Source organism: Bombella pluederhausensis (assembly GCF_026385525.1).
GTDB lineage: Bacteria > Pseudomonadota > Alphaproteobacteria > Acetobacterales > Acetobacteraceae > Bombella > Bombella pluederhausensis.
Genome location: NZ_JANIDY010000001.1, coordinates 227,581 through 244,741 on the forward strand (window position 1 = coordinate 227,581; position 17,161 = coordinate 244,741).

Annotated in this window: 14 protein-coding genes; 10 read left to right on the forward strand and 4 right to left on the reverse strand. The window is 57.8% G+C overall.

Features of this window, described 5'->3' with window-relative positions; all coding sequences use genetic code 11:
• Positions 1 to 28 precede the first annotated feature (28 nt).
• Positions 29 to 1,093, reverse strand: a complete 1,065-nt coding sequence (gene hisC, locus NQF86_RS01035) for a histidinol-phosphate transaminase (protein ID WP_266115771.1) — start codon at positions 1,091 to 1,093, stop codon at positions 29 to 31.
• Complete coding sequence (locus NQF86_RS01040) at positions 1,090 to 1,593, reverse strand: ankyrin repeat domain-containing protein (protein WP_266115772.1); 504 nt, start codon at positions 1,591 to 1,593, stop codon at positions 1,090 to 1,092. Before NQF86_RS01040 ends, hisC begins: the two co-directional genes overlap by 4 nt.
• A 356-nt stretch (positions 1,594 to 1,949) precedes the next feature.
• Here NQF86_RS01040 and tkt point away from each other — a divergent pair, with 356 nt between their 5' ends.
• The 7 genes from tkt to NQF86_RS01075 all read left to right on the forward strand — a co-directional run bounded on the left by tkt (position 1,950) and on the right by NQF86_RS01075 (position 10,810).
• Positions 1,950 to 4,013 carry a transketolase gene (gene tkt / locus NQF86_RS01045; RefSeq protein WP_266115773.1) on the forward strand — a complete coding sequence of 688 codons (2,064 nt, stop codon included), beginning with the start codon at positions 1,950 to 1,952 and terminating at the stop codon, positions 4,011 to 4,013.
• Between the two features lie 20 nt (positions 4,014 to 4,033).
• On the forward strand, positions 4,034 to 6,883 hold the full coding sequence (locus NQF86_RS01050; protein WP_266115774.1) for a bifunctional transaldolase/phosoglucose isomerase: 2,850 nt from the start codon (positions 4,034 to 4,036) through the stop codon (positions 6,881 to 6,883).
• A gap of 2 nt (positions 6,884 to 6,885) precedes the next feature.
• Entirely contained in the window at positions 6,886 to 7,890 is a 1,005-nt protein-coding gene (gene gnd / locus NQF86_RS01055; protein WP_266115775.1) for a phosphogluconate dehydrogenase (NAD(+)-dependent, decarboxylating), read from the forward strand.
• A 78-nt stretch (positions 7,891 to 7,968) separates the two neighbouring features.
• On the forward strand, positions 7,969 to 8,805 hold the full coding sequence (locus NQF86_RS01060) for an HAD family hydrolase (RefSeq protein WP_266115776.1): 837 nt from the start codon (positions 7,969 to 7,971) through the stop codon (positions 8,803 to 8,805).
• Positions 8,806 to 8,826: 21 nt separating this feature from the next.
• Entirely contained in the window at positions 8,827 to 9,567 is a 741-nt protein-coding gene (gene pgl, locus NQF86_RS01065) for a 6-phosphogluconolactonase (RefSeq protein ID WP_266115777.1), read from the forward strand.
• Positions 9,564 to 10,253 (forward strand): ribose-5-phosphate isomerase RpiA, encoded by a 690-nt coding sequence (rpiA, locus tag NQF86_RS01070; protein ID WP_266115778.1) that lies wholly within the window; start codon positions 9,564 to 9,566, stop codon positions 10,251 to 10,253. The genes pgl and rpiA overlap by 4 nt, the downstream gene beginning before the upstream one ends.
• Complete coding sequence (locus NQF86_RS01075) at positions 10,241 to 10,810, forward strand: gluconokinase (protein ID WP_266115779.1); 570 nt, start codon at positions 10,241 to 10,243, stop codon at positions 10,808 to 10,810. The genes rpiA and NQF86_RS01075 overlap by 13 nt, the downstream gene beginning before the upstream one ends.
• 112 nt (positions 10,811 to 10,922) lie before the next feature.
• On the opposite strand, the gene NQF86_RS01080 is transcribed toward NQF86_RS01075, so the two are convergent.
• Together NQF86_RS01080 and NQF86_RS01085 are read right to left on the reverse strand one after the other, a co-directional pair.
• Positions 10,923 to 12,392, reverse strand: a complete 1,470-nt coding sequence (locus NQF86_RS01080; protein WP_266115780.1) for a helicase HerA domain-containing protein — start codon at positions 12,390 to 12,392, stop codon at positions 10,923 to 10,925.
• Positions 12,389 to 13,624 carry a TIGR03862 family flavoprotein gene (locus NQF86_RS01085; RefSeq protein ID WP_266115781.1) on the reverse strand — a complete coding sequence of 412 codons (1,236 nt, stop codon included), beginning with the start codon at positions 13,622 to 13,624 and terminating at the stop codon, positions 12,389 to 12,391. The genes NQF86_RS01080 and NQF86_RS01085 overlap by 4 nt, the downstream gene beginning before the upstream one ends.
• A gap of 192 nt (positions 13,625 to 13,816) precedes the next feature.
• Between NQF86_RS01085 and panC the strand changes: the two genes are divergently transcribed.
• The 3 genes from panC (at position 13,817) to NQF86_RS01100 (ending at position 17,150) form a co-directional block, all read left to right on the forward strand.
• On the forward strand, positions 13,817 to 14,656 hold the full coding sequence (gene panC / locus NQF86_RS01090; RefSeq protein WP_266115782.1) for a pantoate--beta-alanine ligase: 840 nt from the start codon (positions 13,817 to 13,819) through the stop codon (positions 14,654 to 14,656).
• A gap of 270 nt (positions 14,657 to 14,926) precedes the next feature.
• Positions 14,927 to 16,045 carry a glycerol dehydrogenase gene (locus NQF86_RS01095; protein WP_266115783.1) on the forward strand — a complete coding sequence of 373 codons (1,119 nt, stop codon included), beginning with the start codon at positions 14,927 to 14,929 and terminating at the stop codon, positions 16,043 to 16,045.
• 136 nt (positions 16,046 to 16,181) lie between these two features.
• Complete coding sequence (locus NQF86_RS01100; protein ID WP_266115784.1) at positions 16,182 to 17,150, forward strand: glycosyltransferase family 2 protein; 969 nt, start codon at positions 16,182 to 16,184, stop codon at positions 17,148 to 17,150.
• The last annotated feature ends 11 nt before the right edge of the window (positions 17,151 to 17,161 follow it).

Consider the following 17,161-nt stretch of genomic DNA (forward strand, 5'->3'; position numbering starts at 1 on the left):
CCTGTAAAATGATGATGTCTGGATGATTTTAGCGGGGCAGGAGCTCATCCAGTGCGGCCAGAAGGGCATCCATTTCTGCATCCGTACCGATGGTGATGCGGAGCCAGTCGCTGATACGGGGGCTGCTGCCCTGATGGCGCACGATGATGGCTCGTTCCCGCAGCCCTGTAAAAAGCGTATCTGCCGAACAGGAAGGATGATGGGCCAGAATGAAGTTGGCTGTGGAGGGGAGAACCTCCATGCCCCGTTTCCGCAGGGCGGCCACGGTACGCTCCCGTGTGGCGATGATGCGGGTCGTGGTCTGCTTCAGCCAGTCATCATCCCGGATGGAGGCCTCAGCTCCGGCCTGTGCCGGGCGGGAGAGTGGGTAGGAGTTGAAGCTGTCCTTCACTCGTGTCAGCCCTTCAATCAGCTCTGCCGAGCCAATGGCGTAGCCGACCCGCAGCCCTGCCAGACCGGAAGATTTGGAGAAGGTACGGACAATGAGCAGATTAGGATAATGCTGCGTCAGGGCTACGGCGCTTTCCCCACCGAAATCGACATAGGCCTCGTCAATGATGACCGTCTGTGACGTGAAGCGTTTCAGCAGCCCTTCGATGGCGGGTACGGGTAAGCTGATGCCGGTATTGGCGTTGGGGTTGGCGATGATGACGCCACCAGCCGGTCCGTCATAATCTTCCGGTGCGATGGTGAAATCATCCCGCAGGGGAATGGTGCGGTATTCCAGCCCGAACATCTGGCAGTAGATCGGGTAGAAGCCATAGGTTACATCGCTGAACAGCACCGGCGCATCATCATGAAAGAGCGCACGGAAGGCATGAGCGAGGACCTCATCAGAGCCATTTCCGGCAAAGACGCATTCAACCGGAACCTTTTCCTGTTCGGCAATGGCCGTGCGCAGGGCAAGGGCGGTCGGGTCGGGATAGAGGCGCAGATCGTCATTTACGCTGGCGATCATGGCTTCCAGAGCACGGGGGGACGGGCCATAGGGGGATTCATTGGTGTTCAGCTTGACCAGATTGGTCATGCGGGGCTGCTCACCGGGGATATAGGGGCTGAGGTCGTGGACCTGCTTGTTCCAGAAGCGGCTCATGGTGCTGGTGTCTCCGCAAAGAGGCTGCCAAGGCCCTGACGGTGGGCGAGGTCTCGCGCTGAAAGACCCTCAGCATCACGGAGATCAGGGTCAGCGCCACGGTCCAGCAAAAGGCGGGCCATGCTCTGACGCCCGAACATGATGGCGAACATGAGAGGGGTACGCCCGGCATGGTTGGGCCGGTCAATCTCAGCGCCACGGTCCAGTAGCAGGCGGGCGATGGGCTCATACCCCTTGAAGGCCACACCAGAGAGTGCCGTGGCGCCTTTGGCGTCCGTGCCGTTCGGGTCAGCGCCTTTATCCAGCAGCAGGCAGGCCGTATCGAGCTGGTCGTTATAGGTGGCGACAATCAGCGGCGTGTAGCCACGGCTATCGGCACAGTCAGCGGGCATTCCGGCTTCAAGGAACTGCTTGACCAGATCATTCTCTCCGTTGCGGGCCGCATCAATAAAGAGAGCGGTGATCTGCTCCGGGGTGAAAGACATTTCGGGCTGCGTCATGGATGGGCTGCCTTTACGGTAAAGAAATGGTGTCAGACGTGGTTTCCGAATGTCCTGCCTGTAGGCGGTCAGGTCAAGGGGGAAGCGCCTGTCTGTTCTGCTGGATATGTGATGGCGGGCCTGTGGATGGAAGGGGGTGGATCGACTGGAATCTATGCGGGGCTCTGACAGGAATGACTTATCTGTGAGTGTAAGGGAGAAATTTAACCTTATTTTTCTGTTGGGCATTGCGTTCTTTCGCAGGATAAGGCCAGTTGTGAAATATCTGGACCATGGTGGGTCGTGTTAAGGGGCACGGGCCTGCGATGGGAGATCAGATGAGTGTTTGAATTGAGGACGTTAGATCAGTGAACAGTATGCTGTCGAAACTTGGCATAGACACGATCCGCACATTGGTGATGGATAGTGTAGAGCGCGCAAAATCCGGTCATCCGGGTACCGCAATGGCTCTGGCTCCGGCCATGTATGCTTATTGGCAGTTTACAATGTATTATAACCCGGCCGATCCCTTTTGGCCGGGGCGTGACCGATTTATTCTCTCGGGTGGGCATGCGTCCATCCTTCTCTATGCCACGGTGTTCCTTGCCAGGGTGAAGGATATAGAGAACGGGCAGGTCGTTGACCGCCCGGCTCTGACGCTGGAAGACCTGAAAAATTTCCGCCGCTTTGAATCCCGCACGCCGGGCCATCCCGAATATGGGCTGACGGCAGGTGTGGAGATTACGACCGGCCCGCTGGGGCAGGGATGCAGCAGTGCCGTGGGCATGGCCATGGCCGAGAAATGGCTGGCTACTCATTATGGCCGCCCGGGCTTTAACCTGTTCGGCTATCACATCACGTCTTTCTGCGGTGATGGGGACATCATGGAAGGTGTCTCTGCCGAGGCAGCGTCTCTGGCGGGCCATCTGAAGCTGGGTAACCTCACATGGGTGTATGACAGCAACGCCATTTCTATTGAGGGCTCCACGGATGTGACCTTCACGGAAGATGTGGCCATGCGCTTCCGGTCCTATGGCTGGCATGTGCTGGAAGTGGAAGACGGCAATGACGTTCCCGCCATCTGTGAGGCGCTGAAGCAGGGGCGTGAAGAAACATCCCGCCCGACCCTCATCATTCTCAGGACGGTCATCGGCTATGGCGCACCGGGCAAGGCCGGAACAGCCTCTGCTCATGGTGAGCCGCTTGGTATGGAGGAGCTGATCGGGGCCAAGAAGGCCTATGGCTGGCCCGATGATGCGCCGCACTTCACGGTGCCAGATGGTGTCCGGGAGCGCTTCGAGGAGCTGGCCGGTCGCCGTGGTGCCAAAGCGCAGGCAGAATGGGAAGCACAGTTTGCTGCCTATTGTGCCCAGTATCCGAAAGAAGGGGATGAGCTGAAGCATATCTTCGCTGGTACCTTGCCAGAAGGCTGGGAAAAGGACCTGCCCGTCTATCCTGCTGATGAGAAAGGTCTGGCCTCCCGCCAGAGTTCCGGTGAGGTACTGAATGCCGTGGCGGCTCAGTTCCCGTGGCTGGTGGGTGGGGCGGCAGACCTTGCTCCCTCTACCAAAACGCTCATTAAAGGGGCACGGTCTGTCCAGTCACCATCCAACATGGTGCAGGAAGGGGCGCATTATGATGGCCGCAACATTCATTTCGGTGTGCGAGAACACGGTATGGCGGCCATCTGTAATGGTCTGGCTCTAAGCGGTCTGCGGCCCTTCTGTGCCGGGTTTCTGATCTTCTCGGATTACATGAAGCCCGCCATCCGTTTGGCAGCTCTGATGCATCTGCCGGTGATCTATGTCTTCACACATGATTCCATCGGGGTGGGGGAAGATGGGCCGACCCATCAGCCTATCGAGCAACTTGCTCAGTTCCGGGCCATGCCGGGCCTGACCATGCTGCGTCCGGCGGATGCCAATGAGGTGGTGGAAAGCTGGCGTGTCGCCATGCAGCATCGTGCTGGTCCTGTGGCTCTGGCCTTGACACGGCAGAATCTGCCTACTCTGGACCGTACCCGCTATGCGTCCGCCGCAGGTGTAGCCCGTGGTGGCTATGTTCTGGCCGATTGTGATGGCGAACCGGAGATTCTGCTGATGGCCTCCGGTTCCGAGGTCTCTCTCGTGGTTGGTGCCTATGAGAAGCTGACAGCCGAGGGTGTTCGTGCCCGTGTGGTATCCATGCCGAGCTTTGACCTCTTTGATAGTCAGGATAAGGCCTATCGTGACTCTGTCCTGCCACCTTCTGTCCGTAAAAGGGTTGGTGTAGAGATGGCTTCCGGTTTTGGCTGGGACCGTTATGTGGGGCTGGATGGCACCGTCATGGCCATGAACAGCTTTGGCGAGTCTGGTGCTGCGGCGGAGCTGATGGCGAAGTTTGGCTTTACGGTGGAAGCCGTCTATGAGCAGGCCCGCCAGCTCTTACAGAGGGCGGACTGACTGGATAAGGAGTGAGAATCATGGAGAGCACCCTGCCGGATACCCCGCTGACCCGTCTGGCCGATCATGGGCAGTCCATCTGGCTTGATTTCATCAGGCGGGATTTCATCGAGGAGGGCCATCTGGCCGCCATGGTGAAGGAGGATGCCCTGAAAGGGGTGACCTCCAATCCGGCCATATTCGAGCAGGCCATCGGTCATGGCGCTGAATATGATGAGGCGGTGCAGGCCCTTCTGAGCAAAGGGAGCCTGACGGCGGGTGAACTCTATGAGGCTCTGGCAGTGGAGGACATTCGCAGGGCCTGTCAGGTTCTACGGCCTGTGTTTGATGAAACGGCAGGGCGGGACGGCTATGTCAGCCTCGAAGTCTCTCCCTATCTGGCCTATGACGCCGAGGGCACGCTGGTCGAAGTCCGCAGGCTCTGGAAGCAGGTGGGCCACCCTAATGTGATGATCAAGATTCCGGCAACGGAAGTGGCCATTCCAGTCATTGAGCAGGCCATTGCTGAAGGGATCAATGTCAATATCACGCTGCTTTTTGCGCTGGGCCTGTATGAGAAGGTGCTGGAAGCCTATCTGCGGGGGCTGGAAACCCGTGTGAAGGCGGGTCAGCCTGTGGGACATATAGGCAGCGTGGCCTCTTTCTTTGTCAGCCGGATTGATGGGCGGATTGATGGTCAGATCGATCGCCGTGTGGCCGCTGGTGATCCGGAAGCCGATGCGCTGAAGGCGCTGCGGGGCAAGGTGGCTATTGCCAATGCCCGTATGGCCTATCAGCATTATCTGAGTGTCATGAACAGCCCCCGTTGGCAGGCGCTGGCCGCCAAGGGGGCGCAGACGCAGCGTCTTCTCTGGGCCAGCACGAGTACGAAAGATAAAGCCTATCGTGACGTGCTGTATGTGGAAGAACTGATCGGGGACGATACCGTCAATACTCTACCACCCCGCACGCTGGAGGCCTTTCGGGACCATGGGATTCCCCAGGCCCGTCTTGGGCAGAATGTGGAAGCTGCTCGTAGGATTCTGGCAGAAACGGGGCGATTGGGGCTTGATCTGGACAGCGTGACCACCACCTTGTTGGAAGAAGGGGTGGCTGCTTTCGAAGTCGCTTTTGATGGATTGCTCGGTGCGGTTGCAGCCCGCCGGGAAGCTGTTTTGGGGGAACGTCTTATGCGAGTATCCTTGGCATTATCGGATGAGCTGGAAAATGCTGTTGTCGCTGCCGGCAAGAGCTGGAGCCGGGACGGCAAGGTGCGGCGCCTCTGGGATCGTGATGCCTCCGTCTGGACCAATGGGCCGGAAAGCAAATGGCTCGGCTGGCTGGATGTCGTCAAGAATGGCCGTGCCAGCCTTGAGGCTTACGAGGCTTTTGCCCGTGAGGTGAAAGAACGTGGCTATAGCGATGTGCTGCTTCTGGCTATGGGTGGGTCTAGCCTTGGCCCGGAAGTACTGGAAGAAACATTCGGTCAGGTCTCTGGTGGGCCAAAGCTGCATGTTCTGGATAGTACGGACCCGCAGCAGGTTGCCAGCTTTGGCAAGGCTATTGACCCGGCCAAGACGCTGTTCATCATCTCCAGCAAGTCCGGTAGCACGCTGGAGCCGAACATTCTGTTCGCCTATTTCTGGGAGCAGGCTGGAAAAGCTCTGGGCCGCAAGCCCGGTGAGCATTTCGTTGCTGTGACAGACCCCGGTTCGTCTCTGGAGACGGTGGCTAAGGAACATGGCTTTGCCCATATCTTCCACGGCAACCCGGAGATTGGCGGGCGGTATTCCGTTCTGTCGGCCTTTGGTCTCGTACCGGCAGCCGCAGCGGGTTATGATGTCCGTGCCCTTCTGGATAGCACGCAGCTGATGATTGAAGCCTGCGATGCCTCCGTCCCGCCCGTGACGAATCCCGGTGTGAATCTGGGCCTTGCCCTTGGTGTGGCCGCAACGAGTTTCCGGCGGGATAAGGTCACGTTTGTGGCCTCTCCGAAGATTGCGTCCCTTGGGGCGTGGCTGGAGCAGCTTCTGGCTGAAAGTACGGGCAAGAGCGGCACAGGCCTGATCCCCATTGATGGAGAAACACTGGGCAAGCCGGACGTCTATGGTGATGACCGTGTGTTTGTGGAGCTGCGTCTGGGGCATGAGCCTGTCAGCCCGGGGCTGAAGGCTCTGAGGGATGCTGGCCATCCTGTCATTACCCTGCATCTCGATGATGTTGGGCAGATTGTTCAGGCTTTCTTTGTGTTCGAGTTTGCTACGGCTGTGGCTGGGTCCGTGCTGGGAATCGATCCGTTCGACCAGCCGGATGTGGAGTTCAGCAAAGTGGAAACACGCAAGCTGACAAAAGCCTACGCCGAGACAGGCCATCTGCCGGAGGAAACGCCGTTCGCCAAGGATGGTAACCTGTCTTTCTACGCTGATGAACGGAACCGTGAGGCTCTGGGAGCAGGGGATGCAGAAACCATTCTGAAAGCTCATTTTGACCGGGTGGGCAAGAATGACTATATTGGCCTCCTGGCTTATATTGAGCGGAACAAAGCTCATATCGCCTGGGAGCAGACGGTGAGAACAGAGTTGAGGGACCGGCTTCATGTCGCCACGGCGGCACAGTTTGGCCCGCGTTTCCTTCACTCTACAGGCCAGGCTTATAAGGGAGGCCCGAACAGTGGCGTCTTCTTGCAGGTGACGGCAGATGATGCAGCCGACCTGCCCGTACCTGGCCACGCTTATAGCTTTGGTGTTGTTAAAGCCGCTCAGGCACGAGGGGACTTTGACGTTCTGGCCTCTCGTGGGCGTCGTGCATTGCGTGTGCACATTACCGGGCCCCTACAGGCCGGGTTGGACCGTCTCGCTCAGCTGGTGACAGATAGTGTAAAAGGAGCTTGAGGATGCGTATCGGAATTATCGGACTTGGCCGCATGGGTGGCAACATTGCCGTCCGCTTGACCCGCAAGGGGCATGATGTTGTCGCGTTCGACCGGACACCTGCTGTCACTGAGAAAATTGTTGAGCGGTGTGAAAAAGGCCGTGCCCACGGGGCACCGACCTTCGAGAAAATGGTGGAGCTTCTTTCTGATGAAGAACGCCGTGTGATCTGGGTCATGCTTCCGGCTGGTAAAGTGACGGAAGACTGCATCCAGAAGCTCGCTCCCCTGCTGGGTAAGGGTGACATCATCATCGATGGTGGCAACACCTACTACAAGGAAGATATCCGCCGTGCGAAGGAGCTCGGTGAACGGGGGATCGACTATATCGATGTCGGGACATCCGGTGGTGTCTGGGGTCTGGAGCGTGGCTACTGCATGATGTACGGCGGTGAGAAGCACGCTGCGGAGTATGTAGACCCTATTTTGGACGCTCTGGCCCCGGGTATGGGGGATGTGCCTCGTACGCCAGATCGTGAAGATGATGGGCGCCATGACCCACGGGCTGAAAAGGGCTATCTCTATTGTGGTCCGGCCGGTGCTGGTCATTTCGTGAAGATGATCCATAACGGTATCGAATACGGCATGATGCAGGCCATTGCTGAAGGCTTTGATGTTCTTGCCAGCAAGAACTCCGAGAAGCTGCCGGAAAATGAGCGCTATGATCTGCACCTGGCCGATATTGCTGAAGTCTGGCGCCGCGGCAGCGTTGTCTCCTCATGGCTACTGGACCTGACAGCCGAAGCTCTGGCTCGTTCCGGTGATCTCAATGAGTTCAGCGGGGAAGTGCAGGATTCCGGTGAAGGTCGTTGGACGATCGAGGCTGCGATTGAGGAAGCCGTTCCGGCTCCTGTGATGACGGCGGCTCTCTATACCCGTTTCCGGTCCCGCACAGGCAACAACTTTGCCGAGAAGGCTCTGTCCGCCATGCGGTACGGCTTTGGTGGTCATACCGAACGTAAGAAATAAACTGTCCTGAAAAGGCTGGGGGATGCGGTAGGGGGAGCCGCACCCCGCTTCTTCTCCCGGAGAGGGAGGAAGAACACCATGACAGAAAAGTCCTCACATATAAGGCTGGTGCTGTCCGACATGGACGGCACCATTCTTGATTCAGACCATACCTTGTCCCCCAGAACATGCGCTGCTGTGCAGAGACTTGCCGAAAGAGGAATTGCTCTGGCGCTCGTCAGTGCCCGTATGCCGGCTGCTGTGCTGCCCTATGTTCGACAGCTTGGGCTGAAGGGCCCCTGTGCTGGCTTTAATGGTGGAGTCTTCTTCACCCCAGACGGTATTATTCTAAAAAGCCATCAATTTTCAGAGGCAGATCTTTCTGCTCTTATGGAGGCCCTGTCTCACTTTCCCGTGGAAATCTGGTGCCAGACAGAACAGGAATGGCTCCTTTGCGATAGCCAGACGAAACTGGCGTTACGGGAGCATAATCTGACAGGGATCACCCCACGGGAAGTTGAAGCTCTGCCCATTCAGTCAGGAACCGTGAATCGGCTGATGGTCTGCTCAGAGGACACGGCTCTGATTGCCCGATTGGAAACGGAACTGGCTGTGCCATTTGCTGGGCAGGCCAGCATGTTGCGGTCTGCTCCCCATAAATTGAACATCACCCCGGCGCAGGCCAATAAAGGCGCTGCTGTAGAGGAGCTGGGTAAGCTCTATGGTGTGACACCGCAGGAAGTGGCCACTCTTGGTGATGCGCAGAATGATATTCCGATGCTGAAAGCAGCTGGTATGGGCATTGCCATGGGGCAGGCTTCAGAATCTGTTAAAGAACAGGCCGCTTATGTTACTGGAAAACCTGATGAAGGTGGCTGGGCATACGCAGCCGAGACGTTCATTATACCTGCGGCTCCCCCGCATAAGGGAGCCTGATGTGATTCGGAGGGTACGGGTATGACGACAGACATGCGCCATGCGGTCGTGGATGTTTTGGAGGATGCAGATGCAGTCGCCATGAAGATGGCTGAACTGTTCATCAAGGTGGTGAAGGAAAAGCCCGCAGGGAAGGTGCGGATTGCTCTTTCGGGTGGGTCCACACCCAAGAAGCTGTTCACGATTCTTGCCCGTCCGGAAATAGCCGGGCAGGTGGATTGGTCCCGTGTCGAGCTGTTCTATGGCGATGAGCGTTATGTGCCGGATGGCCATGCGGACAGCAACCATGCCAGCGCACGGGAGCTTCTGCTCTCCAAGGTGTCCATTCCGGCCGGTCAGGTCCATCCGATGCCAACAGAGACAACCGCTGTGGAAGACGCCGCTCGCTATCAGACCAGCCTTCAGAAGGCTTATGGCGCTGATACGCTGGAAGCAGGCCGTCCGCTGTTTGATATTGTCATGCTGGGGCTGGGTACGGATGGCCATACGGCTTCCCTGTTCCCCGGTGAGGCTGTTCTGGATGAAAAGAAAGCTTGGGTGGGTGTTTCTGCCCCCAAAACAGCCCCGCATGAGCGCCTGACATTGACATACCCAGCCATTGCTTCCAGCGCTCTGGTTGTTTTCCTCGTTACGGGGGAAAATAAAGTACCAATGCTGGCCCGTTTGCGTCAGGGTGATGGCAGCATCCCATCAGGGCGTATTGTTTCCGAAGGGAAAATACTGATACTGGCAGACAGAGCTGCTGCTGGAGAGCTTTCATGAATGTAGATGACTGTAAACGTGCTGCTGCCCATCTCGCTGCCAGTTTTGTCAGCTCGGGAATGGTTGTCGGGCTGGGAACGGGTAGCACTGCGGCATTCATGATTGAAAGGCTCGGTGAGCGTGTTGCGGAGGAAGGGCTGGACATTCAGGCCATTCCGACTTCCGAGGAATCAACAAAGCTTGCTCGTGCAGCGGGTATTCCAATCACAACGTTTGCAGATCATTCCACGGTCGACATCACTATTGATGGCGCAGACGAGGTGGAGCGTGGTACGCTGAACCTCATCAAGGGGCTGGGGGCTGCGCTACTGCGTGAGAAGATTGTTGCTCAAGCGTCACGGCGTTTTGTCGTGATTGTGGATGTGACGAAACCGGTTGACCAGCTTGGCCAGCGGGTGCCCGTGCCTGTGGAAGTTGTTCCATTCGGGTACGAGGCAACGGCAGCACGCCTGGAGGCTATGGGGGCAAAGGTTATTCGCCCTCGCAGGCTCCTGACGGGCGAGCTGCTTACTACCGATAACGGGAACAGGATACTTGATTGCGCTTTTGGGCCGATCAGTGACGTGCAGGCTCTGGCCGCACGGCTTGACGGCACTGTGGGCGTGGTGGAGCATGGGTTGTTCCCCAATATGGCAACCGATGTGCTGGTTGCCACCGAACGGGAGGTTGAACAATGGACGCCATGACAGAGAAAGAAGCTGCTAAGGCAGCATCTGGTATTGCTCCGCATTACATTGTGGTGATGGGTGTTTCCGGTAACGGTAAGACCACTGTGGCCGAGCTTCTGGCTAAGAGCCTTGGCTGGCCGTTTCAGGAAGGTGACGACCTGCATCCGAAAGCCAACGTGGAAAAGATGCGGAACGGCCACCCGTTGACGGATGAAGACCGTGCCCCATGGCTGGAGCTGTGCCACAATTGGCTGGCCAAATGTGCCGAGCAGGGGACTGGTGCCGTGCTGACATGCTCCGCACTGAAGAAGAAATATCGTGATGTGCTGGCCAAGCATATTCCCGTTCAGTTCGTTTATCTGAAGGTGGACCCGAAGATTATAGAGGAACGGCTGAAGCACCGTGTCGGCCATTACATGCCGCCGTCTCTGCTGCCGAGCCAGCTGGCTACTCTGGAGGAGCCGACCGATGATGAGCCGGTGATCCGTGTTCCCGGTGATGCTACTCCGGAAGAACTGCGTGACCGTGTGATTGCACGTCTGCGTGTTGTTCCGCCGCCGAAGGTGGTGGACTGAGCCGCATCACCCTTCCGGGTATTGCGACAATGGCGGGGCTCTGACCCCGCCATTTTTTTATGAGGCTGTTTTCGATCACGTTGGGGAAATGGTTGGGTGCTGTCTATCGCCGTTACAACGTATCGGCTGTCTGCCAGCCCGGCCCGATGATGGCCACACGGCGGTGGCGCCCTGTTCCCTGCACGATGATGGCCTCACACTTTTCGAGATAGGTGAGCTGGCGGCGGGCCCGGCCGAGGGAATGGGTCCCATAGGCACGGGCTAGAGCGGCATCATCCGGGCAAGGATGGCCTTCCATGGCGGCATGGGCAAGCAGAAAATAGACGGGCTGTATGTCGTCCGGCAGCTGGCTGGCCCGTTGCTGGATGTCCTGCCATGCTTCACTTTCCGCTTCTTCCCGGCTGATGCCGCAGCGGATGGTGCTTAAGATGGTCTGAAACTGCGCTATGGGGAGCACGTTACGGGAGAAACCCGCCAGACGGGCCTTCATCTGGAAGTCCTGATAAAGGGTGGCCAGTGGGCGATAGGCGACTTCTTCATCCTGCCCGATGTCGGCAATCAGGTCCCAGAGCATGTTGGGGTCTGGTGTGGGCATCTGTTCTGCCTGTTTCTGCTCCTCGGCATCCCGGGTGGCGCTGTAGGCATCCAGTTGGGCCAGAAGGTCAGGTTTGGGAGCGGCCGGTTCTTTCCGGGGGCGGGGGATAGGCTCGGCCACGGGTTCAAGAATCAGGTCACGGAGCTCCTCCACGGGCATGGTAGGCTGCTCCAGTGGCATGAGGGCCGGACCACCGGCATGGCTGGCCGTTTCCACCGGACCGATGGTGACCTTCTGGGGGCGGCGGGCAAGGGCAGGGCCAAGGGCCATGAACTGCCCACGGGCAAGGTCTCGGAACCCTTCGGCAGCCCGCCGTTCCATACCGAGCAGGTCGGCAGCACGGGCCATATCAATATCCAGAAAGGTCCGTCCCATCAGGAAGTTGGAGGCTTCGGCTGCCACATTCTTGGCCAGCTTGGCCAGACGCTGGGTAGCGATGATACCCGCCATGCCACGCTTGCGCCCACGGCACATGAGATTAGTCATGGCGTTGAGGGAAAGACGGCGGGCTTCATCAGAAGTATCCCCGCCAGCGATGGGCGCAAAAAGCTGCGCTTCATCCACCACGATCAGCACCGGGTACCAGTAGGAGCGTGGTGCCTCGAACATGCCCGTCAGAAAGGCGCCAACGGAGCGGAGCTGCCCTTCCGGTTCGCTCTGTTCCAGATTCAGGACAACAGATGCCCGGTGCATCCGCACCCGTTCCCCGGCAGCCCGCAGACTGGCCTCAGACTGTGTGTCCGTCTCGATGACCAGATGATCGTATTTCTCAGCCAGTGTGACGAAATCGCCTTCAGGATCAATGATGACTTGCTGGACAAGGGTGGCACTCTGTTCCAGCAGGCGGCGGAGAAGGTGCGATTTACCGGAGCCTGAATTGCCCTGAACAAGCAGACGTGTCGCCAGCAGTTCGGGCAGGTCGATATGGGCGTCCTCGCCACGCTGTGTTGTGCCGAGGAGAAGGGGACCGAAATGTGATGAACTCATGAAGGCAGTTTACCGGGCAATGGCTGTGAGAGCCAGCGATGAACACCTTCAGCACATTGGTATGCGGTGGAAAAACAGCCCTGAAGCAGATACCCGCCTGTAGGGGCTTCCCAGTCCAGCATTTCACCGCAGGCGAACAGGCCGGGCTGATGGCGGAGCATGAAATGCTCATCCAGTGCATCCTGTTTCAGGCCGCCCGCAGTCGAGATGGCACGGTCCAGCTCCGCCGTGGCTGTGAAGCGAAGCGGGATCAACGTGATAGCATCGGCCAACTCTCCGGGTGTGCGGGCATCCGGGCAGAGTTGGGTGAGCAGCTCCCGCATGGTGCGGTCCAGATTCAGCGCTTTGCGGAGCTTGTTGCTGCGGCTTTCACGCAGGCGCTGACGGGCGAGGCGTTCCATTATCTGAGCGTGGCTCAGGGTAGGGCGGAGATTGAGCGTGACGGTCACGGGGTTGGACCGGGCCAGAGCCTGCCGCAGAGCGGCGGAGAGTGCATAGAGTGGTGCGCCTTCCAGCCCCCGTTTCGTGATGATGAGATCGCCACGATGGGTTTGCCCGTCAAAACTGAGCGTGATGCCCCGCAGGGTTGCTCCTTCATGGCGCAGCAGGAAATCATCCGGCCAGTCTGGCATGAAGCCGCAGTTGGACGGAGCAAAAGGCGTGCAGTGACCTTCCAGCAGGGAGGTCCAGCGCCCGTCACTGCCCAGCCGTGACCAGCTGCCACCGCCTAGAGCCAGAATGATGGCAGAAGCCTCTCGCTGGATGAGCCTTTCGGGGGTCTGGAAGGCGAGGGAGAGCCCTTGCATATCCACCAGCCTGTGGTGGGGAAAGAATTGCACGCCTTGGTCCTGAAGGCGTGTCAGCCAGCGCCGCAGCAGAGGAGAGGCCTTCAGGGATTTCAGGAACACACGGCCTGAACTGCCGGTGAAGCAGGGCTCACCAAGGTCTTCAGCCCAGTGGCGAAGGGCTTCGGGCGGAAAGTTGTGAATGCACGGTGCCAGCCACTCTCGTGCAGTGCCGTAGCGCTGAAGAAAAGGTTCCAGTGGCTCGGCGTGGGTGAGATTCAGCCCGCTCCGCCCTGCCATGAGGAACTTCCGCCCCGGGCGGGCCATATGGTCGAATAGATGGACCTCATGGCCTTTCTGGCTCAGCCTTTCGGCGGCGAACAGTCCTGCCGGACCGGCGCCAATGATGGCGATGGGGGCCGTCTGGGCTGTGGAAGAAACGGGCATGAGGTCATCCATCAGGAATATAGAATTGTTCAGGGTAGGGTGTTGTTAGCCTGTTCTTCTGTTCCGGGGAAGGTGGAGGGTGACAGGCTTTGTCTCCTTTATGGCATCCTGATGGTGGACACGGTATGGAAGGGGCACCTCCCGTCATCAGCAGACAGGGCGGGGTGAATCTATGTCCAGATGGGAAGTAATATGAAACTCTGTACGACAATTCAGGAGATGCGGCAGGAGCGGGCACGGCTTGGGGCTGTAGGCTTTGTCCCGACAATGGGTTTCCTGCATGAGGGACATCTGTCGCTTGTTCGTCGTGCCAGAGCGGAGAATGAGGCAGTCATCGTGAGCCTTTTCGTGAATCCCATTCAGTTTGGCTCTGCGGATGACCTCGCCAATTATCCTCGTGCTCTGGAAAGGGATGTGGCCCTGCTGCGTGAGGAAGGTGTGGCCTGTGTTTTCGCCCCGGAGGCGGCCGCGTTTTATCCTGAGGGTTTTGCTACGCAGGTGAATCCCGAAGGTGTGGCACTGGAACTTGAGGGGCCATCCCGTCCCGGTCATTTCGCTGGTGTGGCGACTGTGTTGACCAAATTTTTCAACATTATCCAACCGCAGCGGGCTTATTTTGGGCAGAAGGATGCCCAGCAATGCGCCGTTGTCCGCCGGTTCGTGAAGGATTTGAATATTCCGGTGGAGATCATCACCCTGCCGACATGGCGAGAGAAGGATGGTGTGGCGGGGTCCAGCCGGAATAGCCGTCTGACAGAAGCTGAGCGTCTTCAGGCGCCTGTTCTGTATCAGGCTCTGTGTCGTGCTCGTGATCTGGTGCAGGCTGGTGAACGCAGACGGGCCGTGCTGGAAACAGCCATGCGGGACGTGCTGGTGCAGGCGGGTCTTACGGAGATTGATTACGCCACGGTTGTGGACCCGGAGACGTTTCAGGCGAAAGAGACTTTCACGGAGGGTGCTCTGGCCCTTCTGGCTGTTCGGCTGGGTGCCGTGCGGCTGATTGATAACATGCCACTTCTTCCGGTGCCTTGAGACTATTGCTTCAGTAACCGGGCGGATATGGTGTGGAAGCCCTGCAATATTCCCCGGTTCAGTCTGATTAATCTCGGAATGGGGAAGATGATATAAAGAGGGCTGTATTTGTCCTGTTATTCATTGGGGACTGTCTGGTCAGGAAACCTATGCATGACAATACATGCTGTCATGTCTGGAAAATTGTGCAGCCCTCTGGTCAAGTCATGGGGAAGGGCGTAGCGTGGCGGGGTATCAGGCATTTTCAGATGCTTCAAGGAGATATCGAGCATGGTTGAGAAAACCCCGCGCACCGTTTCAGCCCCCAAAAAATTCATCATCGGCACGGGCCTGTTGGCCCAGCTGCATGACTTTGTGAAGGACTTTGGTGACAATGCCCTCATCATTAGTGATGAGTTCTTTGTTGAGCGTGTCCAGAAGGAATCCGTTGCCGGTCTGGAGAAGGCGGGCCTGAAGGGTAAAGCCGAGAAGTTCAACCGTGAATGTACGGATGCCGAAATCAAGCGTCTGGGTGAGCTGGCCAAGAAGCAGGGTGCCAATGTCATCGTAGGTATTGGTGGCGGTAAGACGCTGGATACCAGCAAGGCCGTGGCGCATTACTATAAGCTGCCGCTTATCCTGTACCCGACCATTGCCTCAACCGATGCTCCCTGCATTGCTCTGGCCGTGATCTATACGGAGAAGGGTGAGTTCGACCGTTATCTGTTCCTGCCGCAGAATCCGGATGTTGTGGTTGCTGATACGAGCGTGATTGCCGGCGCTCCGGTCCGCTTCTTTGCGGCTGGTATTGGTGATGCTCTGTCCACCTATTTCGAGGCTCGTGCCTGCTATCGCTCTGACGGGGTGAACCTGTCCTGCAAACGTCCGTCCCGTACGGGGCTTGGTCTGGCTCGTATGTGCTATGATCTGGTCTGCCAGAATGTTGAGCTGGCTATGGATGCCGTGCGTAACAAGGTGCCGACCCGTGCGCTGGAAGAAATGGTGGAGGCCACCATCTATCTCAGCGGAACAGGCGCCGAGACAGGCGGTCTTGCTGCCGCCCATGCTGTGCATAACGGCATGACAGTCATCGAGGAGCTCCATCACGCTCAGCATGGTGAGAAGGTCGTCTTCGGTCTGATGACCCAGCTGGTGCTTGAGAATGCACCGAAGGAAGAAATTGAGGAAGTCCTGCGTGTGGTCCGGGTTGCCGGCCTGCCGATGACCCTCAAGGAGCTGGGCGTCAAGGAATTCGTGGAAGCTGACTGGCGCAAGGTGGCTGAGATTGCCTGCGACAAGAACGACACGATGGGCAACCTGCCCTTCAAGGTCACGCCGGATGATGTGTATCATGCCATGGTGGCCGCCAATGCTCTTGGTGAGCGTTACCGTGCTGCCCATCAGGGCTGAAACGACAGGGAGTGAGGGATGGCTGACAGGCCGCCCCGTCATCCGTGAGAAAAGTCCGGGGCTTCAGGCTCCGGACTTTTTTTTGTGATCCGTTAACTGATACAGTCTGTTCATCAATGCCATTTTGTAAGAGTTGATGACCGTGCCCTACAAGGTTGCCATTATCCTGCGTACGAAGAACCGCCCTCTCTTTCTGGCTCGTGCTTTGGAGAGCATGAGACGGCAGAGCTTTCAGGATTTTCGTATCTATATCATCAATGATGGTGGTGATGCGGATGAGGTTGCCAGAATAGCGGCCCAGTTCGGCCCGTATGAGGAAGACCGGGTCGTGCATGTGGACCTGCCGGTCTCCGGTGGGCGAGGACAGGCCATGAGCATTGGTCTGGGGCTGGTGAAAGAGGCGTATGTTCACATCCATGACGATGACGACACTCTGGAACCTGAGTTCTATGCCCGTACCGTTGCTTATCTGGACGATGATGTGGCTGGAACCTTCGTAGGTGTCACGACAAGCAGCTACGATATTGTCGAGCATATGGAAGATGGGCGGATCGTCTTTGATAATCGATTTGACGTATATGGCAGGAAAGAAGGTACGATCGTAGATTACAGCCTGTTCCTGTCGCATGTCAGTCTGCTGAGCACGATCACGACTCTGTTTCGCCGGTCGGCTGTTGCGGGCTCTCATGGTGTGGATACGACCCTGCCTTATGTGGAGGATCAGGATTTCTTCCAGCGTCTCATGATGGCTGGTGAGGTCGGGATCATTCCTGATTTTCTGGCGAATTATCATCAGCGGCCTTTTGTGACGGGCGGGCCGGAAGATAAAAGCGAGACGGATTTCAAATACGATGCCGTCATGGCATATACCAACAATGTCGTGCGGGACGCCATTCGGGGCAGGGGAAAGATGAGGGAACTTCAGGCAGCCTTCATCCAGAATAGCCGACAGGGGCACCGTTATGCGGCACCCCTGTCTCATCAGGTATCACAGCTTCAGCAGCAATGCGGTCAGCTCTCGCAGGAGGTGAGCAGCTTGAAGGACGATATTGGCCGGCTGGCCCGTCTCGTGTCCCGTCTGGCGGATCGACTGGAGAAGAACTGACGGCCTTCTTA